We start from the raw sequence: 21,222 nt of genomic DNA, 5'->3' as shown, positions 1-21,222 counted from the left end.
GTTTAGGGTATTACCAGCGCTATAGGGGCGTCTCCACAACGTCGAACGCCGGCGCGTGTCTGCGCGCCGGCGTTCCACCACGCCGGCACATCGGCGTCCCGCATCAGCGATCCCGTGGCCAGCCGGGCGCTGTTGGAGACGATCACCCGCCCTTGGGCGTTCACGAGGGCCGCTCGCGATCCCAGCCTTCGCAGCTTGGGCTGCAACACATGCTCGAATTCCCGCACGTACACGTCCGCCCCCACCACTCCGGCGAACGCGCCGTTGCGGCGGGCCGGCACCGTGAACGTGAGCGTGTACTCGTCCGTGCAGAGGTAGTCCACGTACGGTCCGTTCACGTGCCGGCGGCCCGTGTCCCTCGACACCGTGAACCAGCTTTGCCTTGTGTAGTCCAGGAAGTTGGCACTCCCCGGCTCCAGGCTGATGAACAGCTGCTCCGGCCCGGTCGCCTTGGCCGTCCACCACTCGAAGCCGTACTCCTGGTCCGCCAGCACGTGCGGCGCCGCCACATAGCCCGCCCCGATCACCAGGCCGCCCAGCGCGTCCAGCACCTGCGGCCTGATGCCGTCCAGGTCCCTGGCCCTGACCTCGTCCACCACGTCCAGCAGTGCTTCCACCGCCACCAGCACCGGCTTCAGCCGGTCGAAGACGTCTTCCACGATCGCCGCGACGTGTTCGACGACCTCGTCACCAGTGCCCATGACGCTCACCTCGGCTGTACGGGTAACGGTCAGGATTCCAGCAGGGCCAGGTGCATGTCCACGAGCCGGTCCACCGCTTCGAGGATGTGCTCCTCGGTGAGCTTGCGGGCCAGCTCCCCGTCCTGCAGCGCGATCGCCTCCGTGATCGCCCGATGCTCCGCGTAGGCGTTGGGACTCGGCGGCAGCCACAGCAGCCCGCCCCTCTCCCCTTGGAGCTGCACCTCTTCATGCGTCAGCCGCGCCGACTGCGCCGCCGCCGCCACTTCCAGGTGAAACTGCCGCTCCGCCCTCGCCGCCGCCTGCTCCCCCCACCGACTCCAGCCCCGCTCCGCCACCCCACCGGCCTCGCCGTCCGCCGCCCGCTCCCGCGTCGCGCCCCCTCCCCCACCAAACACCCCCCGTTCCAGCCCCCGCCGCGCTCCGCCCTCCCCACCAGCCTCGCCACCCGCCACCGAGCCCAGGCCCTCACCCCCGCCACGCGCCGCCAGCCCTTCTCCCCCTCCGCGCGCCGCCAGCCCCTCCGCCACGCTGGCCTCACCGTCCGCCCCGCGGGCTTGTCCATCGCTCGCTCGGCGCAGGTCTTCCGTCGCCAGCCGCAGCCGCTCCACGTCCTCCGGCGAGCTTCGCTCCGCCGCCAGCCGGGCCGCCGCCCCCGCTACTGCCAGGTAGTGGTCGCCGATGTCGCGCAACTCGCTCAGCGACACCGCCCGCAGCCGCTGCCGCCACGACGTCGGCGCCCCCTCCTCCGGCGCGATCACGAAGCTGCCGCCCCCTCGTCCCCGTCTGGTGGCCACCAGGCCCAGCTGTCTCAGCGCCACCAGCGCTTCCCGGACCGTCACCGTGGCCACCCCGAACTGCCCGGCCAACTCCGCCTCGCTCGGCAACTGCTCCCCGTCGGCCAACAACCCCATCGAGATCGCGTCGGTCAGCCGCGTCGTCACCGCCTCGGCCCGCCCGAGGTCGCCCAGCGGCGCAAACACGTGCGACCTCGCCTGCCCCATGCCAACCCTCACCCTTCTCACCACCGAGGACTCTCGACCCCAATCCTCCTCCACAGTCTTGCCATATGACATATGGACTCATATGTTTAACCCCATCCCGCTCCTCCGCCACCCCGGGACCGCAGGGAGTCGCCATGCGACAGCTGCACCACTTCATCGACGGGGCCCAGGTCGACTCCGCCTCCGGACAACGCGCGGACGTGATCGACCCGGCGACCGGACAGCCGTACTGCACGGCCCCGGTGGCCGGCAAGGTGGACGTCGACGGGGCCCTGCACGCGGCGCAAGCGGCCTTCGAGTCCTGGCGGGACACCACGCCGGCACAACGGCAGCTGGCGTTGTTGAAGATCGCCGACGCGGTCGAGGAACGGTCCGGCGAACTGGTCCGGGTTGAGTGCGAGAACACCGGGAAACCGTTGGCGCTCACGGCATCCGAGGAATTGCCGGTGGTGGTGGACCAACTGCGCTTCTTCGCCGGCGCGGCCCGGGTACTCGAGGGAAAGTCGGCCGGGGAGTACATGGCCGGCCACACGTCCTTCGTGCGGCGCGAGCCGATCGGGGTGTGCGCGCAGGTGACGCCGTGGAACTACCCGCTGATGATGGCCGTCTGGAAGATCGCGCCGGCCCTGGCCGCGGGCAACACGGTGGTGCTGAAGCCGTCGGACACCACGCCGGCGTCCACCTTGCTGCTGGCCGAGATCGCCGCGGAGCATCTGCCGCCGGGTGTGTTCAACGTGGTCTGCGGCGACCGGGACACCGGCCGAGCACTGGTCGGCCACGAGATCCCGGCGATGGTGTCGATCACCGGGTCGGTCCGTGCCGGCACCGAGGTCGCGAGCGCGGCGGCAGCCGACGTCAAACGCGTGCACCTGGAGCTGGGCGGCAAGGCGCCGGTCATCGTGTTCGCCGACGCCGACATCGAAGCCGCCGCCGAAACCATCGCGATGGCCGGCTACTTCAACGCCGGGCAGGACTGCACCGCCGCCACCCGGGTTCTCGTCGCCGACGGGGTGCACGACAACTTCGTCGCCGCCCTCACCACCCGGGCCCTGGCGACCAGAACCGGCGGTCCCGACGACACGTCAGCCGACTACGGTCCGCTCAACAGTGCCGATCAGCTCGACCGCGTCGCCGGTTTCATCGACCGGCTGCCGGCCCACGCGACCGTCCACAGTGGTGGCAGCAGACTCGGCGACAAGGGTTACTTCTTCGGCGCCACAGTGGTTTCCGGCGTGCGGCAGCAGGACGAGATCAGCCAGCACGAGGTGTTCGGGCCGGTGATCACCGTGCAGCGCTTCGCCGACGAGGCCGAGGCCCTCGGCGCGGCCAACGGCGTGCCCTACGGGCTGGCGTCGTCGGTGTGGACGACCGACCACCAACGGGCGATGCGCATGGCCGGCCGACTCGACTTCGGCTGCGTGTGGATCAACACGCACATCCCGCTCGTCGCCGAGATGCCCCACGGCGGCTTCAAGAAATCCGGCTACGGCAAGGATCTCTCGCTGTACGGGCTGGAGGACTACACCCGCGTCAAGCACGTGATGAGCGCCCTCTAGGTCGTTTCGCCAGCAGGTCATCGGTCCCGGAGAACAGCGGAGGCCAGCGATGCCCCACCAAGCCCCCGACGTCGCGCTCGGCGGTCCCGCGCCGGCCGCCACCGCCGTGCCCGCGGTCCGGCTTCGCGGCCTGCGCAAGGACTTCGGGCCCGTCACCGCGGTCGACGGCGTCGACCTCGACATCCGACCGGGTGAATTCTTCGCCATGCTCGGACCGTCCGGTTCCGGCAAGACGACGGTGCTGCGGATGATTGCCGGCTTCGAGCAGCCCACCGACGGCGTGATCGAACTCGGCGGCCGGGACGTCAGCCGGCTGGCCCCGTTCGACCGCGACGTGAACACCGTCTTCCAGGACTACGCCCTGTTCCCGCACATGAACGTCACCAAGAACGTCGAATACGGACTCCGGGTCAAGGGCGTGCCCAAGGACGAACGACGCCGCCGGGCCGCCGAGGCGCTGCACTCCGTGCGTCTCGACGACTACGGCCGCCGACGACCGTCCCAACTGTCCGGTGGCCAGCGCCAACGCGTCGCACTGGCCCGGGCCCTGGTCAACCGGCCCAAGGTGCTGCTGCTCGACGAACCACTCGGCGCACTCGACCTGAAACTTCGTCACGAAATGCAGAGCGAGCTCAAGCAGCTACAGCGAGATGTCGACATCACCTTCGTGTTCGTCACCCACGACCAGGACGAGGCCCTGACCATGAGCGACCGGATCGCGGTGTTCAACGCCGGCCGGATCGAGCAGGTCGGCACCCCGCAGGAGGTCTACGAGCGGCCGGCGACGGCGTTCGTCGCCGGTTTCGTCGGCACCTCCAACCTGCTCGGCGGGCGCGCGGCGGAGACGGTGATCGGCATGGCCGGGCTGTTCAGCATCCGCCCCGAGAAGATCCGCATCGACGGCGACCTGGCCCGCCCGGCCGGTCCCGGCGAGACCGTGGCGACCGGCACGGTCACCGACGTGGTGTACGCCGGCGCGACCATGCGCTTCGAGGTCGCCCTCGACGCCGGCGGCCGGCTGTCCGTGGTGCGGCAGAACACCGACGGCGTGCCCGGCTTCAGCGACGGCCGGGTCCGACTGACCTGGCGGCACGAGCACAACTTCCCGGTCACCGGCACCGAGTGAAAGGTCGATCATGAAGAACACGGCGCTGCTGGCCGGTCTGCTCGCGGCGGGCCTCGTGCTCACCGCGTGCGGCACCACCAGCAGCAACACGACGGCCACCGGCGGCACCGCCTTCACCCCGCCGTCGCTACCCGCGCTCGGCAAGCTCGGCCCGGGCGAGGGCCAGCTGTCCGTGCTGGCGTGGCCCGGCTACGCGGAGAACGGCGCCAACGACCCCAAGGTCAACTGGGTCACGCCGTTCGAGCAGGAGAGCGGCTGCAAGGTCAACGTCAAGCCGTTCGGCACCTCCGACGAGGCCATCAGCCTGATGAAGACCGGCCAGTACGACGTCGTCTCCGCCTCCGGCGACGCCTCGCTGCGCCTGATCGCCTCCGGCGACATCGAGCCGGTCAACACCTCGCTCGTGCCCAACTACGCCGACGTGTTCGGCTTCCTCAAGAACCAGTCGTGGAACAGCGTCGGCGGCGTCGCCTACGGCATCCCCCACGGCTGGGGCGCGAACCTGCTCACGTGGCGCTCCGACAAGGTCAGCCCCGCACCCACGTCGTGGTCCACGCTGTTCGACCCGAACTCCAAGTACAAAGGCAAGATCACCGCCTACGACTCGCCGATCTACATCGCCGACGCCGCCCTCTACCTCAAGGCCCACCAGCCCGACCTGGGCATCAAGAACCCCTACGCGCTGGACAGCACCCAGTTCAAGGCCGCCGTCGACCTGCTCAAGAAGCAGCGGCCCCTGGTCAGCGAATATTGGTCGGACTATCTCAAGGAGAGCCAGGCGCTCACCAGTGGCGACGCCGTGCTCGGCACCGCGTGGCAGGTGACGGTCAACGTCACCAAGGCCGGCAACGTGCCGGTGGAGTCGACCGTGCCGGCCGAGGGCGCCACCGGCTGGTCGGACACGTGGATGGTGGCCACCAAGTCGCAGCACAAGAACTGCGCCTACCTGTGGATGAACTACATCATCAGCCCCAAGGTCAACGCCCAGGTCGCCGAGTACTTCGGCGAGGCCCCGGCCAACGCCAAGGCGTGCGCCCAGACCACCGACGCCAAGCACTGCGACACCTACCACGCCGGCGACTCCGCCTACGCGGCCAAGATCGCCTACTGGACCACGCCGATCTCGCAGTGCCTCGACGGACGCACCGACGTCAAGTGCGAGGACTACGGCGCGTGGACCCAGGCGTGGACCGAGATCAAGGGTTGACCCGGTGACCACCGCGATCACGAACGCGCCGCCCGGCGCCTCACCCCGCCGCCGACTCTCGGCGTCCCTGCACCACCGGCCTCGGGTGCGGCTGAGCCTGCTGCTGTCCGGGCCGTTGATCTGGCTCGGTCTGGCCTACCTCGGCGCACTGGCGGCGTTGTTCGTGACCGCGTTCTGGAGCACCGACGTGTTCACCGGGCGGGTGGTGGTCAGCTGGTCCCTGGACAACTTCGCCACCCTCGCCCGGGATGCCGTCTACCGCACCATCACCGTTCGCACCGTCGGCGTCGCCGTGCTCGTCACCGTCATCGACGCCGTGATCGCGTTCCCGATGGCCTTCGCCATGGCCAAGTTCACCTCCCGGCGGACCCAGCGGCTGCTGGTGATCGCCGTGATGACCCCGCTGTGGGCCAGCTACCTGGTCAAGGCCTACGCCTGGCGGTCCATGCTGTCCGGCAACGGCGTGCTGCACTGGCTGCTCGCCCCCGTCGGCCTCGACGGCCCCGGCTACGGCCTGACCGCCACCGTGATCACGCTGTCCTATCTGTGGCTGCCCTACATGATCCTCCCGATCTACGCCGGCCTCGACCGCCTGCCCGACTCCCTCGTCGACGCCTCCGGCGACCTCGGCGCCCGCTCCGTACGCACGTTCTTCTCCGTCGTGCTCCCGCTCGCCATGCCGGCCGTCATCGCCGGCTCCATCTTCACGTTCTCGCTGTCGCTGGGCGACTACATCGCCGTCAAGATCGTCGGCGGCACCAGCCAGCTGCTCGGCAACGTCGTCTACGACAACATCGGCGCCGCCAACAACCTCCCCTTCGCCGCCACCGTCGCCACCGTGCCGGTGGTGATCATGCTGCTGTACCTCGCCGCCGTCCGCCGAACCGGCGCACTCGACACTCTTTGAGCCCGGCCGAACGCCCGAGGCGCCGACCACCACCCCGGTCCAGCAGCCGTGGCGCATCGATCTCTCTGGCTCCCCCGCCCCCGCCCCCTCCCCCACCCCTCCCTCTCCCCTCCCTCTCCCGTTTCCCTTGGTGTCGAACGAATCAGGCCGTGCCAGGCAACCCACAGGAGGCTCGGACATGACCTTCTCCCGAACCACCCGGCGGGTGCTGCTGGGCGCGCTCGCGCTGGGCCTCGCGGTGGTCTACTTCCCGCTGCTGGTGGTGTTGCTCAACTCCTTCAACGCGGATCCGACGTTCGGCTGGCCGCCGGCGGGCTTCACGCTGGAGTGGTGGAGCCGGGCGGCCGGCAACGACGGGGCGCTGGCGGCGCTGCGGACGAGCGTGGAGGCGGGGGTGGCGGCGACGGCGATCGCGCTGGTGCTCGGCACGATGGCTGCGTTTGCCTTGCAGCGCTACAAGTTCATCGGCCGCAACCCGATCTCGTTGCTGATCGTGCTGCCGATCGCGCTGCCCGGCATCGTCACCGGTATCGCGCTGAACAACGCCTTCCGCACCATCCTCGGCATCAACCTGGGCCTGTTCACGGCGATCGTGGCCCACGCGACGTTCTGCATCGTCGTGGTGTTCAACAACGTCGTGGCCCGCCTGCGGCGCATGGGCAACAACCTCGAGGAGGCGTCGATGGATCTCGGCGCCGACGGCATCAGCACCTTCCGGCTCGTCACGTTCCCGATGCTGCGTTCGGCCCTGCTGGCCGGCGGACTGCTGGCCTTCGCCCTCTCCTTCGACGAGATCATCGTCACCACGTTCACCCTCGGCGCGGGCATGGAGACGGTGCCGATCTGGATCTACGACAACCTGTTCCGGCCCAACCAGGCGCCGATCGTCAACGTCGTGGCGGCAGTCCTGATCCTGGCCTCCACGGTGCCGGTGTACCTGGCCCAGCGGCTGTCCGGCGACAGCGCCTCCGGCGGGCGGCTCTAGAAACCGCCGGCCGGCCGACGCTATCGGCGCACGACCCGCTCCGAGCCGCGGCGGGCGATGAGCGGACCGTCTCGGCTGGCGACGACGGCCATGTCACCATCCTCATCGGTGCGCAGGACCGTTGCTCCCTCCCGTCGCAGTGCGTCCAGAATGAGTGAACTGGGGTGCCCAAAGGGTTTCCGGCGCCGACGCTGACCAGGGCGACCCGGGGATGCACGCGTTCCAGGAAGCGGGGCAGCGAGTAGCGGCTGCCGTGGTGGGGCACCTTGAGCACGTCGGCGGACAGATCCTCGTTGCTGGCCAACAGGTTGGCCTGCCCTTCCAGCTCGATGTCGCCGGTCAGCAGGATCCGGCCGGCCGGGGTGTCGGCGCGCAGGACGAGCGAGGCGTCGTTGACGGGTGTGCCCTCGGCGTCGGGGCCGAGATGGCTCGGCACGGCCTGCGGCGCGATCACGGTCATGGCCATTCCTGGTAACTCGATTCGTTGTCCGGCAACGATGTCCACCACCTTCACGCCCGCGGCCGAGGCCAGCCGGCGGACCTGGTCCCAGGCCCAGGCCGGTTCGTGCAGTGGCCCGACGCCGACGGCACCGACCGGATAGTCGCTGAGCACCGACGACAAGCCACCGACGTGGTCCGCGTGCAGGTGGCTGAGCACCACCAACGGAATGCTGACCACGCCGAGCCGGTGCAGGCAGCCGACGATCGAGCTGAGGTCCGGCCCGGTGTCGATGAGCACCACCCGTCCCGGCTCGGACGTCGCCACCACATGCGCGTCGCCCTGGCCTACATCGCAACTCACCATCGCCCACCCTGTCGGCGGCCAACCGGAACCGGTGAGCCGCGCCGGCATCAACACCAGCACCGCACCGGCCGCGATCACGGCCGCCACCACGCGCAGCCGCCGCGACCGCACCACGGCCCAACCCACGCCCAGCAAGGCGGCCAACAGCACCGTCCCGAGCAAGCCGCTCGGCCAACGCACCGACGCCAGCGGCATCGACGAGGTGTAGCGGGCGACGTGGATGAGCCACCACGCCTCCGGGCTGGTCAAGCGGGCCAGCAACTCGCCCAGCCACTGGTTCATCGGCGTCACCACCGTGGCGAGCACCCCGATGACCGTCACGGGCGCGACCACTGGTTCGGCCACCAGGTTGGCGATCACCGCGACCACGCTCACCTCGCCGGACAGGCCGGCGATCACGGGTGCGGTCACCAGGTGGGCGGCCAGCGGCGCGGCAATGGCCTCGGCGATGCCGGGCGGCACGCCCCGGTCACGCAGCCACGCCGCCCATCGCGGCGCGACCAGTACCAGGGCCCCGGTCGCGAGCACGGAGAGCGCGAATCCGGCGCTGAGGCCGAGCGCCGGGTCGATCGGCACCAGCACCACCACCGACCAGGCCAACGCCGGCAGCAGCGATCTCTCCCGGCCCAGCACCAAAGCCAACAGCGCCAGGCCGCCCATCATCGCCGCCCGCAACACGCTCGGCTCCGGACCGGCGAGGATGACGAATCCGATCACCGCCAGGCCGGCGCCCGCGCCGGCAATCCGCGGGCCCAGTCCCAGCAACCGGATCGCGAACAGTGCAGCACCGGCGACGATCGCCAGGTTGGCCCCGCTGACCGCGAGCAGGTGGGTCATGCCGGCCACCCGGAACTCGTCGGACACCCGCGGCGACAGGTTCGCCGTGTCACCGACGACCAGCCCAGGCACCAGGCCCGCCTGCTCGTCCGGCAACACCTCCGATGCTCGCCGCAGTCCGTTTCGCAGTGCGGCCGCGACCTTCTGCCAAGGCGGAGCCGGCGACACGTCGGCCGGCGATCCCCTGGCCTGCACGACCGCGACAGTGAGGTCGCCGCCGCGGGATGGGGCGGCCCGGCCGGTGACGGTGAGCCACTGGCCCGGCAGCAGGTTGGCCCAGTCGCCGGCCTGCGCCAGCACCATGACATCGCCGGCCGGGACCAGGACGCGGTCCGCGCCGCCCTGCCGGCTGCCGAATCCTTGCGTACGAAGGGGTTTCGGCCGCTCCGACACCTCGACCCGCAGCGTGACGACGGTGCCCCGCTCCGCGTCCTGCCGCAGCGGATTCGTCGCCGATGCATGAATCACCGTTGCGATCCAACAGGTTGCCAACGCGCCGAGGGTGATCACGAGCACCGCCTGCGGACGCCAGCGCAGCGACCGGAAGGCCACCAGCAAGGCCGTGCCCGCAGCGAGAAAGCCGAGTAGCCAGCTGAACTGCCAGCCCCACGCCAGGCCAACCGTGGCGACCGCCCACACCACCAGGGCGACCGGCACCATCCGGGTGTCAGTCATCGCGGACCGCCGGCTCGATCCGGATCCGCATGAACAGTGGCGATCGGAGGAACCGGACGAGCTCGATCCCGAGCGCCACCACGGCGACGACGAGCGACCACCAGAACTGGTGCCCGCACAGGAGAGCGACCGGCAGGGCGAACACCGCGGCGTGTCGACGGAAGATCCGAGTAGTGGTCATGTCTGCACCAAGTCCTTCAGGTGGTCGAATCTGGTGGCGCCGATACCGTCGACCTCGCGGAGCTGGTCGACCGACTGGAAGCGGCCGTTCTTGGTCCGCCACTGGAGAATCCGTTGCGCCATCGAGGGTCCGACGCCAGGCAGCGTCTCCAGCTCGGTCTCGGTGGCCGTGTTGAGGTTGACCTTGCCGGGCGGTTGCCCCGGAACCGCCTGGGGCTGCGGCACACCGACGGCGACCTGTTCGCCGTCGGACAGCTTGCGGGCCAGGTTGAGTTGGGACAGGTCAGCGTCGGGCAGTGAGCCGCCGGCGGCACGCAGTGCGTCGGCGACCCGGGAGCCGTCGGGCACCGTGACCAGTCCTGGCCGGGCGACCTTGCCGACGACGCTGACGACCAACGGCCCGGGCGACGGGCCCGGCCTGCCCACCCCGCGCTGTGCGCGGCGGTTGGGGTCGCGGGGGCGGGCAGGTGCGGTGGCTGTTCCAGCACGGGCCGGCTCAGCCACATGCCCAGGGCAGCGGCCAACGCGGCGATCAGCGCCGCGCCGGCGAGGGCGAGTACCGCCGTTCGGGGTCGGCGGACCCGGGCGCCTCCGGGCAACCAGCGCTCGACCAACGGACCCGCCCGCCCTGCGGCCGTGTCACTGTCGGGCGCGTCCTGCGGTTCGGGCACGGCGTCGCCGAACACCTCGGTCAGGCGTTTGCGTACCTGGGCCGTGTGGTCGGTGGCGCCTGGGCGCAGTCGATCGAGCACGGCGTCGACGCTAGGGCGGGGCGGGGTGGGGGCGGCGCTGGTGAAGATCCAGATGTGGACAAGTCGGGGGCTGTGGACAGGTGGGCTTGGCTGGGGTCAGGCGGTGGCGGGGTGTGCCATTCTGGTGGGTTGGGGGTCAGGCCGGGAGGTTCAGGCCGCCCGGGACGACGACCACGCCCAGCACCCCGGGACCGGTGTGGGCGCCGATCACCGCCCCCACCTCGGAGATCAGGCAGCCGGGCGAGTTGGGCAGGCGGGACTCCAGCTTGGCGGCGAGTTCCGCGGCCCGTTCGGGAGCGGCCAGGTGGTGCACGGCCAGCTCGACCGGGCCGCGGCCGGCGGCATTGGCGGCGAGGTCGACGAGACGGGCGATGGCGCGGCTGGTGGTGCGGACCTTCTCCAGCGGCACGATGCGGCCGTCCTCGACGTGCAGAAGGGGCTTCACCGACAGCGCGGTCCCGACCAATGCGGCGGTCGTGCCGATACGGCCGCCACGACGCAGATACTCAAGCGTCTCAACGGAAAAAAACGTCCGAGCCCGGGCGGCCACGCGCGTGGCGGCCCGCTCAACCTCGGCCGGCGACGCCCCGGCGGCAGCAGCATCCGCGGCCGCCAACGCGGCGAATCCGAGCCCCATCGCGGTGGACCGCGAGTCGACGATCCGCACCCGATCCGGCCCGACTTCCTCGGCCGCCATCCACGCGGCGTTCCACGTCCCGGACAGCTCCCCCGACAGGTGCACGGCGACGACGGCCTCGGCGCCGTCCTCCAACGCCTTGCGGTACTCGGCGGCGAGCTCGGCGGGATTGGCCCTCGACGTGGTGACGGTCCGCCGTTCGCCGAGGGCCCCCGCGAGCTCGACCGGCCCGAAGTCGACGCCGTCCAGCCGCCCGACCCCGTCGACCAGCACGTGCAGCGGGATCACCCGCACCGAGCGCCGCTCGGCGAAGCCTTCCGGCAGGTACGCGGTGGAGTCGGTGACGACGGCGACGGACACGGCCGCCCAGCCTACGGGTTGACGGGGTCCAGGTGGCGGACCGTGTCCGCCATGGCCTGGCCCACGGCCCGATGTGCGTCGAATCCCCAGTGGATGCCGTCGGGATTGCCGTGCCCGCCACGCACGTGCTCACCAATCAGCGACGGCAGGTCCAGCAGCGGCACCTCGTGCCGCAACGCCCACCTGCGCACGGCCGCCTCCCCCGCCGGCCGGCCGCTGTGCACGTAGCCGTACACGGCGGCGCGGTGCACGGGCGGCACCATGCCCACCACGGGCAGCCCCGGCCGCAGCGTCCGCACGGCCCGCACGCAGTCGTCCAGGTAGCGCTCCGTCAGGTGCGCCGGCAACGCCACCGGACCGCCAAGCCGGGACAACCACGGCTGCGCGCCCAGGTACACCGCCCGCACGCGCCGCCGCAGCGCGTCCGGGCGTAGGAACCGCAGCCCCTCACGCAGATACGTCGGCAGCGGCGACGGCAGCGTGTCCATGCCGCCCACGGCCAGCACCAACACGTCGGCGCGGGCCAGCGCCGCCCAGAACCGAGGATCCCCCGTCACCGCCCACCACGCGTCGCGGGCGGTCCACCCGAAGCCGGCGATCAGCTCCGAGGAACCCCCCAGCGACGACGCGGCCACCGAGTGCCACAGCCGTGGGTCGTCGGCGGCCAGCGGCCCGACGGGGCCGTGGAAGCACAGCGAATCCCCGACGACGAGCAGGTTCACGCGCCGGCGTTGTACGTGAGCAGCCGCCAGCGGCCGTCACCGCCGGGCCGTCGGGCCAGCACCGCCCAGTGGCAGTTGCTCAGCCCGCCCAGCTGCGGCCAGATCGACACCGGCATGGTCAGCAGCTGCGCGGTCAGTGCCGTGATCAGGCCCCCGTGCGCACACAGCAACACGGTGCCGGACTGCTCCTCGTCCAGCTCGTTGACGAGCTCATGGGCCCGTGTCGCCACCTCCACCCGGGCCTCGCCGCCGGGCGGCGCCCACGTGGGGTCGGTCTGCCAGGTCTTGATGCCGCCCGGGTAGCGGGCGTCCACCTCGGCCGACGTCAGGCCCTGCCAGTGCCCGATGTCGGTCTCCCGCAGCCGCTTGTCCAGCCGCAGCGGCAGGCCACTGGCCTCGACCAGGATCTTCGCCGTGTCGGTGGCCCGCCGCAGGTCGGAGGCGACCACCAGCTGCGGCTCGTACGCCAGCAGCGCGGGCACCGCGGCCCGCGCCTGCTCCCGGCCCCGCTCGGTCAGCGGCGAGTCCAGGTGGCCCTGCCAGTGGCCGCTGGCGTTGTGCTCGGTCTGCCCGTGCCGCCACAGCAGGATTCTGCTCAGGGTCATGAACCGTCCTCACTGGTCCCGTCGTCGAACGGGATCTCCGGGCAGTCCTTCCACAGCCGCTCAAGGCCGTAGAAGACGCGCTCCTCGGTGTGCTGGACGTGCACAACGACGTCCACGAAGTCGAGCAGCACCCAGCGACCCTCGCGGGCCCCCTCGCGGCGCACCGGCTTGGTGCCGGCCTCCCGCATCTTCTCCTCGACGGCGTCCACGATGGCGCCGACCTGACGCTCGTTGGGCGCCGACGCGATCACGAAGCAGTCCGTGATCACGAGCTGGGCGGAGACGTCCAGCACCTTGATGTCGTGCGCCTTCTTGTCGGCGGCCGCGTGTGCGGCCACCAGCGCCAGCCGTCGTGCCTCGTCGGTGGCTGCCACGTCACTCCTTGCGTTCTTTACTTGCGGATGAGTGGCAAGGGTACCGTCCCGCGTCCGGGGAAAAACCCGTTGACCAGGCCGCGGCCCAGACGATCAGATAGGGGCACACGGCCGCAGTGGGTGGCCCAACCGAAGGGAGGTGTGCGAATGCTCGGGAAGTCTCTCGGCGCGCTCGCGCTTCGTCCCGTCGGGCGTACGCGATAGCGCGCCAGGACTGACGAGTACGGGTCCCCCGATCCAGGCGCCGGATCGGGGGATTCCCGTCTTCAGCACTGGTAGAGGCCGCGCTTGGAGATGTACTGCACCACCCCGTCCGGCACCAGGTACCACACGGGCTGACCAGCGCAGACACGGTCGCGGCAGGCCGTGGACGAGATCGCCATGGCCGGCACTTCGATCAGGCTGACCGAGCCGGCCGGCAGGTGGTGGCCGTCCAGCCGGAAGCCCGGCCGGGTGACGCCGATGAAGTGGGCCCGGGTGAACAGCTCGTCGACCCGCTTCCAGGACACGATCTGGGACAGCGCGTCCGCGCCCGTGATGAAGAACAAGTCGTCATCGGGGAAACGATCGGCCAGGTCGGCCAGCGTGTCGGCGGTGTAGGTGGGTCCGCCGCGGTCGATGTCCACGCGGCTGACCGAGAAGCGCGGGTTGGACGCCGTCGCGATCACGGTCATCAGGTAGCGGTCCTCGGCCGGGCTGACCCCGCGGCCGGATTTCTGCCAGGGCTGCCCGGTCGGCACGAAGATCACTTCGTCCAGCTCGAACTTGGCCTGGACCTCGCTGGCCGCGACGAGGTGGCCGTGGTGGATCGGGTCGAAGGTGCCGCCCATGACCCCGACCCGGCGCTTGTCGGTCATAACGGTCCAGCGTAGGCAGCCGTCACCCGTTCGGCCTGCGACAGCGCCGAAGTGTGAGCAACGGCTATCCGAGCGGCTGGGGACGCCGGCCGGCAGCCGGCGCCCCCATCCCCTCAGTCCAGCGGGGCGACCACCTTGTCGGTGCCGACCTCGCGCACCAGGATCGCCTCCATCGGGCACGACTCAGCGGCGGTGATCACCTCGTCGTCGGCGTCGACCTCGTCGGCGACCGGCGTGCCGTAGCCGCCGTCGAGCGTGAAGTACTTCGGCGAGGTGCCGGCGCACACGCCGGAGCCGATGCACGTGCCCGAGTCGATCGCGATATTCCAGCGGCCGTCTGCCACCGTGTCCTCCTCAGCCAGTTCAGGAACCCGTCAATCCTGCATCACCAGGTGACGGGCAGCGCCTGCAGGCCCCGTACCAGGCGGCCCGTCTTGAACGGCACCTCCTCGACCGGGACCGCGAACCGCAGGCCGGGGAAGCGCCGCAGCACAGTACCCACAGCGACCTGGAGTTCCAGTCGAGCCAGCTGCGCGCCGAGGCAGTGGTGCACGCCGTGGCCGAACGCGACGTGCGGGTTGTTCTCCCGGTGGAAGTCGATCTCCTCGGGGTTGTCGAACACCCGGGCGTCGCGGTTGGCCGACGCGGTCTGGGTCATCACGGCCTCGCCGGCCTTGACCAGCGTGCCGCTGAGCACGACGTCCTCGGTGGCGATGCGGGGGAAGCCGGCGGCCGCGCCCAGCGGCGTCACCCGCAGCAGCTCCTCGATCGCCGGTTCCAGCAGGTCGGGGTCGTCCCGCAGCTCCTTGAGCAGCTGCGGCTTGCTGAGCAGCGTGTACAGGAAGTTGCCGGTCTGGTTGGCCGTGGTCTCGTGGCCGGCGACCAGCAGCGTGACGCCGAACTGGACCAGCTCGGCCTCGCTGAGCCGGTCGTCCTCGTCGCGGGCCCGGACCAGCTCGCTGAGCAGGGAGTCGGACGGCTCCTCGCGGTGCTTGGCGACGAGGTCGGCCAGGTACGCCTTCAGCCCGTCGCGGCCGGCCTGGATCTCTTCCGGGGTGTACGCGCTGAACGCGAGCGCCGCGTCCGACCAGGCCCGGAACCGGTCACGGTCCTCGTACGGCACGCCGAGCAGCTCGCAGATCATGGTGATCGGCAGCGGCAGCGCGAGCCCCTCCACCAGGTCGGCCGGCGGGCCCTGGGCCTCGATGGCGTCGAGCAGGCCGTCGACGACCTCCTGGGCGCGCGGGCGCAGCATCTCGATGCGCCGCATGGTGAACGCCTTGGCCACCAGCTTGCGCAGCCGGCTGTGGTCGGGCGGATCCATGGTCAGCAGGGTGGAGTCGGTCTGTGTCAGCGGCGTCATCCGCGGGACGTCGACGCCGAGGGTGGCCGCGCGGCTGAACCGCAGGTCCCCCAGCACCGTCTTGACGTCCTCGTAGCTGGTGGCCATCCAGGCCTCGCCGCCGTAGGGCATGCGCACGCGGGCCAGTTCGCCGTTGTCGCGCAGCCGCGCGTACTCCGGGTCGAGGTCAAGCCGCTTGGCCTCGCTGAACGGATACGGGCACACGCCGCGATCGACAGTCGTCATGTCAGCTCCCCAAAGCCGAACTGGTATGTAAGCTTCCGCTTACATCCCTGACGATAGGCACTTGGTTACCAGGCGTCAACCAACTGGATCGGTGTCGACCCGTTCGAGCAGCACGGACACGGCCTTCAGCATCAGCCGGGCGATAGCCTCCGGGTCGCCGCTGACCAGCGGTTCCTTGCGCACGACGGAGCGCAGCATGCCCAGCCCCACCAACCAGGCCAGCACCAGGTCGACCCGCAGATCCGCGTCCTCGGCGTCGGTCAGCGAGCCCAGCACCCGCAGGTAGTCCTGGCCGAGCTGCTTGCGAATGGCGTCGGCGGCGCTGTCGTGCCCGCTGGAGCGCAGCGCGGCCAGCCACACGCTCTCGTGCTCCGCGTCGGTCTCGCGCATCATCCGGGCGAGCGTCTTGGCCAACACCTGCTCGGGCGGCGACTCCGTCACCAGCACCCGGCTCTCGGTGGCCAGCACGACGTGGAAGAGGTCTTCCTTGTTGCCGAAGTAGCGGAACAGCAGAGCCTGGTTCACGCCCGCACGGTCGGCGATGTCGCGGACGGTCGTCCGCTCGTAGCCGCGCTCGGTGAACAGCTCCTGAGCAGCGCGCAGCAAGGCCGCCTTGGTGGCGGCCGCGTCGCGTCGGCGATGTTCGGGCGCTTCTGAAGTCACGCCCGTGAACGTACCGGCGGTGTCAGGAGGAGGCGCGGACGTGACCGTCGCCCCACACCACCCATTTCGTCGACGTCAGCTCGGCCAGCCCCATCGGGCCGCGGGCGTGCAGCTTCTGCGTGGAGATGCCGATCTCCGCGCCGAGGCCCATCTCGGCGCCGTCGGTGAACGAGGTCGCGGCGTTGACCATGACCGCCGCGGCGTCCACCCGGGCCACGAAGTCCCGCGCCGCCCGCACGTCGTCGGAGACGATCGCCTCGGTGTGGCCGCTGCCGTGCCGGCCGATGTGCTCGACGGCCTCGTCCAGCGAGTCGACGATCCGCATGGCGATGTCCAGCGACAGGTATTCGGTGTCCCAGTCGGCGTCGACGGCCGGCACGACCTCGGCCAGCTCGCCGGCACGCTTGTCGCCGTGCACGGTCACGCCGTGCATGGTGAGCTGCCGGATCGCTTCCGGCACGAACTGCTCGGCGACGTCCTGGTGCACGAGGACGGTCTCGGCGGCGTTGCACACGCTCGGCCGGCGGGTCTTGGAGTTGATCAGGATCCGGTGCGCCATGTCGAGGTCGGCGGCCCGGTCCACGTACACATGGCAGTTGCCGACGCCGGTCTCGATCGTCGGCACGGTCGCCTGCTGCACGACCACCGAGATCAGGCCGGCGCCGCCGCGCGGGATGACCAGGTCGACCAGGCCGCGTGCGGTGATCAGGTGCTGCACCGACGCCCGGTCGTGGCACGGCAGCAGCTGCACGGTGTCGGCCGGGAAGTCGTTGTCCGCCAACACTTCGCGCAGCACGTCGACCAGCGCGATGTTGGACTGCTCGGCGCTGGAGGAGCCGCGGAGCAGCACCGCGTTGCCGGCCTTGAGCGTGAGGCCGGCGGCGTCGACCGTGACGTTCGGGCGGGCCTCGTAGACGATGCCGACCACGCCGAGCGGGACCTGGACCTGGCGCAGTTCCAGGCCGTTGGGCAGGGTGGAGCCGCGGCGGACGTCGCCGATCGGGTCCGGCAGACCGGCGACCGAGCGCAGGCCGTCGGCGATGCCGGCGATCCGCTTCTCGTTGAGCGCGAGGCGGTCCAGCAGTGCGTCGCCGATGTCGGCCTGACGGCCGGTGTCGAGGTCGCGCTCGTTGGCGGCCATGATGTCGGCGGCGTTGGCCTCGAGGGCGTCGGCCATCGCCAGCAGCACGGCGTTCTTGCGCTGGGTGTTGGCCGTGGCCAGCACCTTGGCGGCGACTCGGGCGCGCTTGGCCGCCTCGTGAACCTGTTCCCGCAGGTCGTCGGTCATTGTGGAATTGTAGAACAATCTCGCTCGCACCGAAATATGGGCTCTGACCTCGGGCCGCCCCGGGACTGTCAGATTCGTGGTGTAGGCATGTGCTCATGGACGACCAGGCCTTGCGCGAGCAGGCAGAGGAACACCTCCGATCCCTTGCGGGGCCGGAGGCGAGACTCCGTGACGACCAGTGGACGGCGATCAGCGCACTGGTCTCGCAGCGCCGCCGTGCGCTGGTCGTGCAGCGCACGGGCTGGGGCAAGTCAGCGGTGTATTTCATCGCCACGGCGTTGTTGCGGTCGCTCGGCGAGGGGCCGACGGTGATCGTGTCGCCGCTGCTGGCCCTGATGCGCAACCAGGTGGAGGCGGCGGCCCGCGCGGGGGTGCGCGCGGCGACCATCAACTCCGCCAACCTGGGCGAGTGGCAGGAGGTCCAGGACGCCGTGACCGGTGGCGACGTGGACGTGCTGCTGGTGAGCCCGGAACGGTTGAACAACCCGGACTTCCGGGACAACGTGCTGCCGAGTCTGACCGCGAGCGCCGGGCTGCTCGTGGTCGACGAGGCGCACTGCATCTCCGACTGGGGCCACGACTTCCGCCCCGACTACCGACGGCTCCGCACACTTCTGGGTGAATTGCCGGCAGGTGTGCCGGTGCTGGCCACGACCGCGACGGCGAACGACCGTGTCGTCCGGGACGTCGCCGATCAGCTGGGCATCGGCGGCAACGAGACGTTGGTGCTGCGCGGCCCGCTGGACCGCGAAAGCCTGCGCCTGGCCGTCGTCGCGCTGCCCAACCCGGCGACGCGGCTGGGCTGGCTGGCCGAGAAGCTCACCGAGCTCCCCGGCTCCGGCATCATCTACACGCTGACGGTGTCGGCGGCCGAGGACGTGGCGTCGTTCCTGCGTGAACGGGGCTTCCCGGTCGCGGCGTACTCCGGCAAGACCGACCCGGCCGAACGCGAGCGTGCCGAGGCGGACCTGCTGGCCAACCGGGTCAAGGCGCTGGTCGCGACTTCGGCGCTGGGCATGGGCTTCGACAAGCCGGACCTGGGATTCGTGGTGCACCTGGGCGCGCCGCAGTCCCCGATCGCCTACTACCAGCAGATCGGCCGTGCGGGCCGTGGCGTGCAACGCGCGGAGGTGTTGCTGCTGCCGGGCCGTGAGGACCGGGAGATCTGGCAGTACTTCGCGTCGCTGGCCTTCCCACCGGAACACGTGGTGCGACAGGTCTTGGACGCCCTGGCCATGAGCGACCGTCCACTGTCGACAGCCGCGCTGGAGCCGATGGTCGAGCTGTCCCGGAGCCGGCTCGAGGTCGTGCTGAAGGTGCTGGACGTGGACGGCGCGGTGCACCGGGTGCGCGGCGGCTGGGTGTCGACGGGCGAGCCGTGGCACTACGACGAGGAACGCTACGGCCGGCTCGGGCAGGCCCGTCGGGCCGAGCAGCAGGCCATGCTCGACTATCAGGCCACCGACGGCTGCCGCATGGAGTTTCTGTTGCGGCAGCTGGACGATCCGACCGCGGTGCCCTGCGGACGGTGCGACAACTGCACGGGCACACGCTGGAGCGTCGAGGTGTCCGGGCAGGCCGCGACCGCGGCGCAGGACCGGCTGAACCGGCCGGGCGTGGAGATCGGCCCGCGGAAGATGTGGCCGAGCGGCATGTCGGCGTTGGGCGTGCCGCTGTCCGGCAAGATCCCGGCCGGGGAGCAGGCCGAGGAGGGCCGGGCGCTGGGCCGGCTCACCGACATCGGCTGGGGCAACCGGTTGCGGGACCTGCTGGCCGAGAACGCGCCGGACCAGCCGGTGCCGGACGACGTGTTCAACGCCTGCGTGCAGGTGCTCGCGTCGTGGAAGTGGGAGCAGCGGCCGTCCGGCGTGGTGACGATCGGATCGCGTCGGCGGCCGAAGCTGGTGGCCAGCCTCGGCGAGCGGCTGGCATCGATCGGCCGGCTGACCTACCTCGGCGAGATCGAGTCGGCTGGCGAGGGCACCCGGCGCAGCAACAGCGCGCAGCGGTTGGCCGGTTTGTGGCAGGGCCTGCGCGCCCCGGACGCCTTCTCCCCCACCGGTCCGGTGCTGCTCGTCGACGATCTCGTGGACAGCGGCTGGACCATGACGCTCGCGGCCCGGCTGCTGCGGGAAGGAGGTGCGCCCGCGGTGCTGCCGTTCGCGCTCGCCGTCACGAACTAGGTCACGCCCTGATGTAACGCGAGGGACGCCCGGGAACGATCTCACGACAATCCGCTCAGCACGGAGGAGAGTCGTGAGCACTCTGGGGAAGGCCGACCGGCAGTCGCTGCTGCTGGCCAGGGCCGAGGAATTCGCCAAGGTCATCCTGGGCAACCTGCGCCGGGAGTTTCCCAACCACATCAGGCATGTCATGTCGGCGCCCGGCGACATGCCGAACCGGCCGAAGGACGTCTTCCCGGCGTTCTACGGTTGTTTCGACTGGCACTCGTGCGTGGAGATGCACTGGGCGGTCGCGCGCCTGCTGCGCACGGCGCCGGAGCAGGTCCCGGTCGACGAGATCCGAGCGGTGCTCGACGAGCACCTGACGGCCGACAACATCGCGGTCGAGACGCGCAGTTTCCACGAGTTCGACCAGCACGCGCGGCCCTACGCCTGGGGCTGGGAGCTCAGGCTCCAGCACGAACTGTCCACCTGGGACGATCCCGACGCCCAGCGCTGGGCCGCGAACCTGGCGCCGCTGACCGAGGTGATCACGGCAGCGTTCACCGGCTGGCTGCCGAAGGCGACCTACCCGGACCGTCAGGGCATGCACTTCAACAGTGCCTTCGGACTGTCGCTGGCGCTGCCGCACGCCCACGCGCTGAACGATCGGGGCGAGCCGACGCTGGTACAGGCCATCGCCGAGGCCGCGCATCGCTGGTTCGACGGCGACGTCGACTATCCGGCCCGCCTTGAGCCGGGCGGCGCGGATTTCCTGTCGCCCGCGCTCTGCGAGGCGGAACTGATGTCGAACCTGTTCGGCCCAGCCGAGTTCGTCCAGTGGTTCGATCGATTCCTGCCGGACATCTCGAACAGCGGACTGTTCACACCGGCCGTCGTTTCCGATGACTCCGACGGGCAGATCGCACATCTGCACGGATTGAATCTGAGCCGGGCGTGGTGTCTGCTCCGACTGGCCGCAGCCATTCCGCCGGGCGATGTCCGCATCCCCGCGATGCGGGCCGCCGCGGCCGCGCACGCCCGGCCGGAACTGGACCTGACCAGCGGGACCGACTACATGGTCGAGCACTGGCTCGCCTGCTACGCAGTGCTGCTGCTGACCTGACCCAAAGGCCACCAAAACGGATTTATCGCCGCCGGGAACCCGCCGAAAGTAGCTACCGCGGCCCGATGGTCCGTTGAAAGATCAGTACGGGTTCCGCCGGGGAATCTG

At 70.6% G+C, this 21,222-nt stretch carries 21 protein-coding genes; 7 read left to right on the top strand and 14 right to left on the bottom strand.

Translation table 11 applies throughout. The annotated features are described in order from the left end of the window. Positions 1-2: 2 nt before the first annotated feature. Both M3Q35_RS43990 and M3Q35_RS43985 read right to left on the bottom strand, forming a co-directional pair. Positions 3-701: a cache domain-containing protein gene (locus tag M3Q35_RS43990; RefSeq protein WP_273938523.1), complete on the bottom strand. Its 699-nt coding sequence runs from the start codon at positions 699-701 to the stop codon at positions 3-5. A 29-nt stretch (positions 702-730) separates the two neighbouring features. Beyond that, a complete protein-coding gene (locus M3Q35_RS43985; RefSeq protein ID WP_273938522.1) occupies positions 731-1,714 on the bottom strand; it encodes a FadR/GntR family transcriptional regulator in 984 nt (327 codons plus the stop codon). A 122-nt stretch (positions 1,715-1,836) separates the two neighbouring features. Between M3Q35_RS43985 and M3Q35_RS43980 the strand changes: the two genes are divergently transcribed. The 5 genes from M3Q35_RS43980 (at position 1,837) to M3Q35_RS43960 (ending at position 7,483) form a co-directional block, all read left to right on the top strand. Next, entirely contained in the window at positions 1,837-3,258 is a 1,422-nt protein-coding gene (locus M3Q35_RS43980) for a gamma-aminobutyraldehyde dehydrogenase (RefSeq protein ID WP_273938521.1), read from the top strand. 49 nt (positions 3,259-3,307) lie between these two features. Next, positions 3,308-4,384, top strand: coding sequence for an ABC transporter ATP-binding protein (locus M3Q35_RS43975; protein WP_273938520.1), 1,077 nt, complete (start codon positions 3,308-3,310; stop codon positions 4,382-4,384). Between the two features lie 10 nt (positions 4,385-4,394). Then, positions 4,395-5,591 (top strand): ABC transporter substrate-binding protein, encoded by a 1,197-nt coding sequence (locus M3Q35_RS43970; RefSeq protein ID WP_273938519.1) that lies wholly within the window; start codon positions 4,395-4,397, stop codon positions 5,589-5,591. Between the two features lie 16 nt (positions 5,592-5,607). Beyond that, a complete protein-coding gene (locus M3Q35_RS43965; protein ID WP_379794559.1) occupies positions 5,608-6,498 on the top strand; it encodes an ABC transporter permease in 891 nt (296 codons plus the stop codon). Between the two features lie 178 nt (positions 6,499-6,676). Continuing rightward, positions 6,677-7,483: an ABC transporter permease gene (locus tag M3Q35_RS43960; RefSeq protein WP_273938517.1), complete on the top strand. Its 807-nt coding sequence runs from the start codon at positions 6,677-6,679 to the stop codon at positions 7,481-7,483. Here M3Q35_RS43960 and M3Q35_RS43955 read toward each other — a convergent pair. The 12 genes from M3Q35_RS43955 to M3Q35_RS43900 form a co-directional block, all read right to left on the bottom strand. Further along, complete coding sequence (locus tag M3Q35_RS43955; RefSeq protein WP_337960529.1) at positions 7,386-9,800, bottom strand: DNA internalization-related competence protein ComEC/Rec2; 2,415 nt, start codon at positions 9,798-9,800, stop codon at positions 7,386-7,388. The genes M3Q35_RS43960 and M3Q35_RS43955 overlap by 98 nt on opposite strands. Next, positions 9,793-9,981, bottom strand: a complete 189-nt coding sequence (locus tag M3Q35_RS43950) for a hypothetical protein (protein ID WP_273938516.1) — start codon at positions 9,979-9,981, stop codon at positions 9,793-9,795. The genes M3Q35_RS43955 and M3Q35_RS43950 overlap by 8 nt, the downstream gene beginning before the upstream one ends. Then, positions 9,978-10,406, bottom strand: coding sequence for a ComEA family DNA-binding protein (locus tag M3Q35_RS43945; protein WP_273938515.1), 429 nt, complete (start codon positions 10,404-10,406; stop codon positions 9,978-9,980). The genes M3Q35_RS43950 and M3Q35_RS43945 overlap by 4 nt, the downstream gene beginning before the upstream one ends. Positions 10,407-10,868: 462 nt before the next feature. Then, positions 10,869-11,729, bottom strand: coding sequence for a DegV family protein (locus M3Q35_RS43940; protein WP_273938514.1), 861 nt, complete (start codon positions 11,727-11,729; stop codon positions 10,869-10,871). 11 nt (positions 11,730-11,740) lie between these two features. Then, entirely contained in the window at positions 11,741-12,451 is a 711-nt protein-coding gene (gene octT / locus M3Q35_RS43935) for a diglucosylglycerate octanoyltransferase (RefSeq protein WP_273938513.1), read from the bottom strand. After that, positions 12,448-13,056, bottom strand: a complete 609-nt coding sequence (locus M3Q35_RS43930) for a histidine phosphatase family protein (RefSeq protein WP_273938512.1) — start codon at positions 13,054-13,056, stop codon at positions 12,448-12,450. The genes octT and M3Q35_RS43930 overlap by 4 nt, the downstream gene beginning before the upstream one ends. Continuing rightward, entirely contained in the window at positions 13,053-13,430 is a 378-nt protein-coding gene (gene rsfS, locus M3Q35_RS43925; protein ID WP_273938511.1) for a ribosome silencing factor, read from the bottom strand. Before rsfS ends, M3Q35_RS43930 begins: the two co-directional genes overlap by 4 nt. A 266-nt stretch (positions 13,431-13,696) precedes the next feature. Next, positions 13,697-14,287 carry a nicotinate-nucleotide adenylyltransferase gene (gene nadD / locus M3Q35_RS43920; protein WP_273938510.1) on the bottom strand — a complete coding sequence of 197 codons (591 nt, stop codon included), beginning with the start codon at positions 14,285-14,287 and terminating at the stop codon, positions 13,697-13,699. A 113-nt stretch (positions 14,288-14,400) separates the two neighbouring features. Beyond that, on the bottom strand, positions 14,401-14,631 hold the full coding sequence (locus tag M3Q35_RS43915) for a ferredoxin (RefSeq protein ID WP_273938509.1): 231 nt from the start codon (positions 14,629-14,631) through the stop codon (positions 14,401-14,403). A 41-nt stretch (positions 14,632-14,672) separates the two neighbouring features. Next, the gene (locus tag M3Q35_RS43910) at positions 14,673-15,875 is read right to left on the bottom strand and encodes a cytochrome P450 (RefSeq protein WP_273938508.1); all 1,203 of its coding nucleotides are present in this window, start codon (positions 15,873-15,875) and stop codon (positions 14,673-14,675) included. Positions 15,876-15,950: 75 nt separating this feature from the next. Beyond that, on the bottom strand, positions 15,951-16,538 hold the full coding sequence (locus M3Q35_RS43905; protein ID WP_273938507.1) for a TetR/AcrR family transcriptional regulator: 588 nt from the start codon (positions 16,536-16,538) through the stop codon (positions 15,951-15,953). A gap of 22 nt (positions 16,539-16,560) precedes the next feature. Then, entirely contained in the window at positions 16,561-17,826 is a 1,266-nt protein-coding gene (locus M3Q35_RS43900; protein ID WP_273938506.1) for a glutamate-5-semialdehyde dehydrogenase, read from the bottom strand. A gap of 95 nt (positions 17,827-17,921) precedes the next feature. On the opposite strand from M3Q35_RS43900, the gene M3Q35_RS43895 reads away from it, so the two are divergent. Next, positions 17,922-20,009, top strand: a complete 2,088-nt coding sequence (locus M3Q35_RS43895; RefSeq protein ID WP_273938505.1) for a RecQ family ATP-dependent DNA helicase — start codon at positions 17,922-17,924, stop codon at positions 20,007-20,009. 73 nt (positions 20,010-20,082) lie between these two features. Next, on the top strand, positions 20,083-21,114 hold the full coding sequence (locus M3Q35_RS43890) for a DUF2891 domain-containing protein (protein ID WP_273938503.1): 1,032 nt from the start codon (positions 20,083-20,085) through the stop codon (positions 21,112-21,114). The last annotated feature ends 108 nt before the right edge of the window (positions 21,115-21,222 follow it).

It is taken from the genome of Kutzneria chonburiensis, from assembly GCF_028622115.1.
Lineage (GTDB): Bacteria > Actinomycetota > Actinomycetes > Mycobacteriales > Pseudonocardiaceae > Kutzneria > Kutzneria chonburiensis.
Note: the sequence above shows the minus strand (reverse complement) of the source record. Positions and strands in the feature narration are given on the sequence as shown.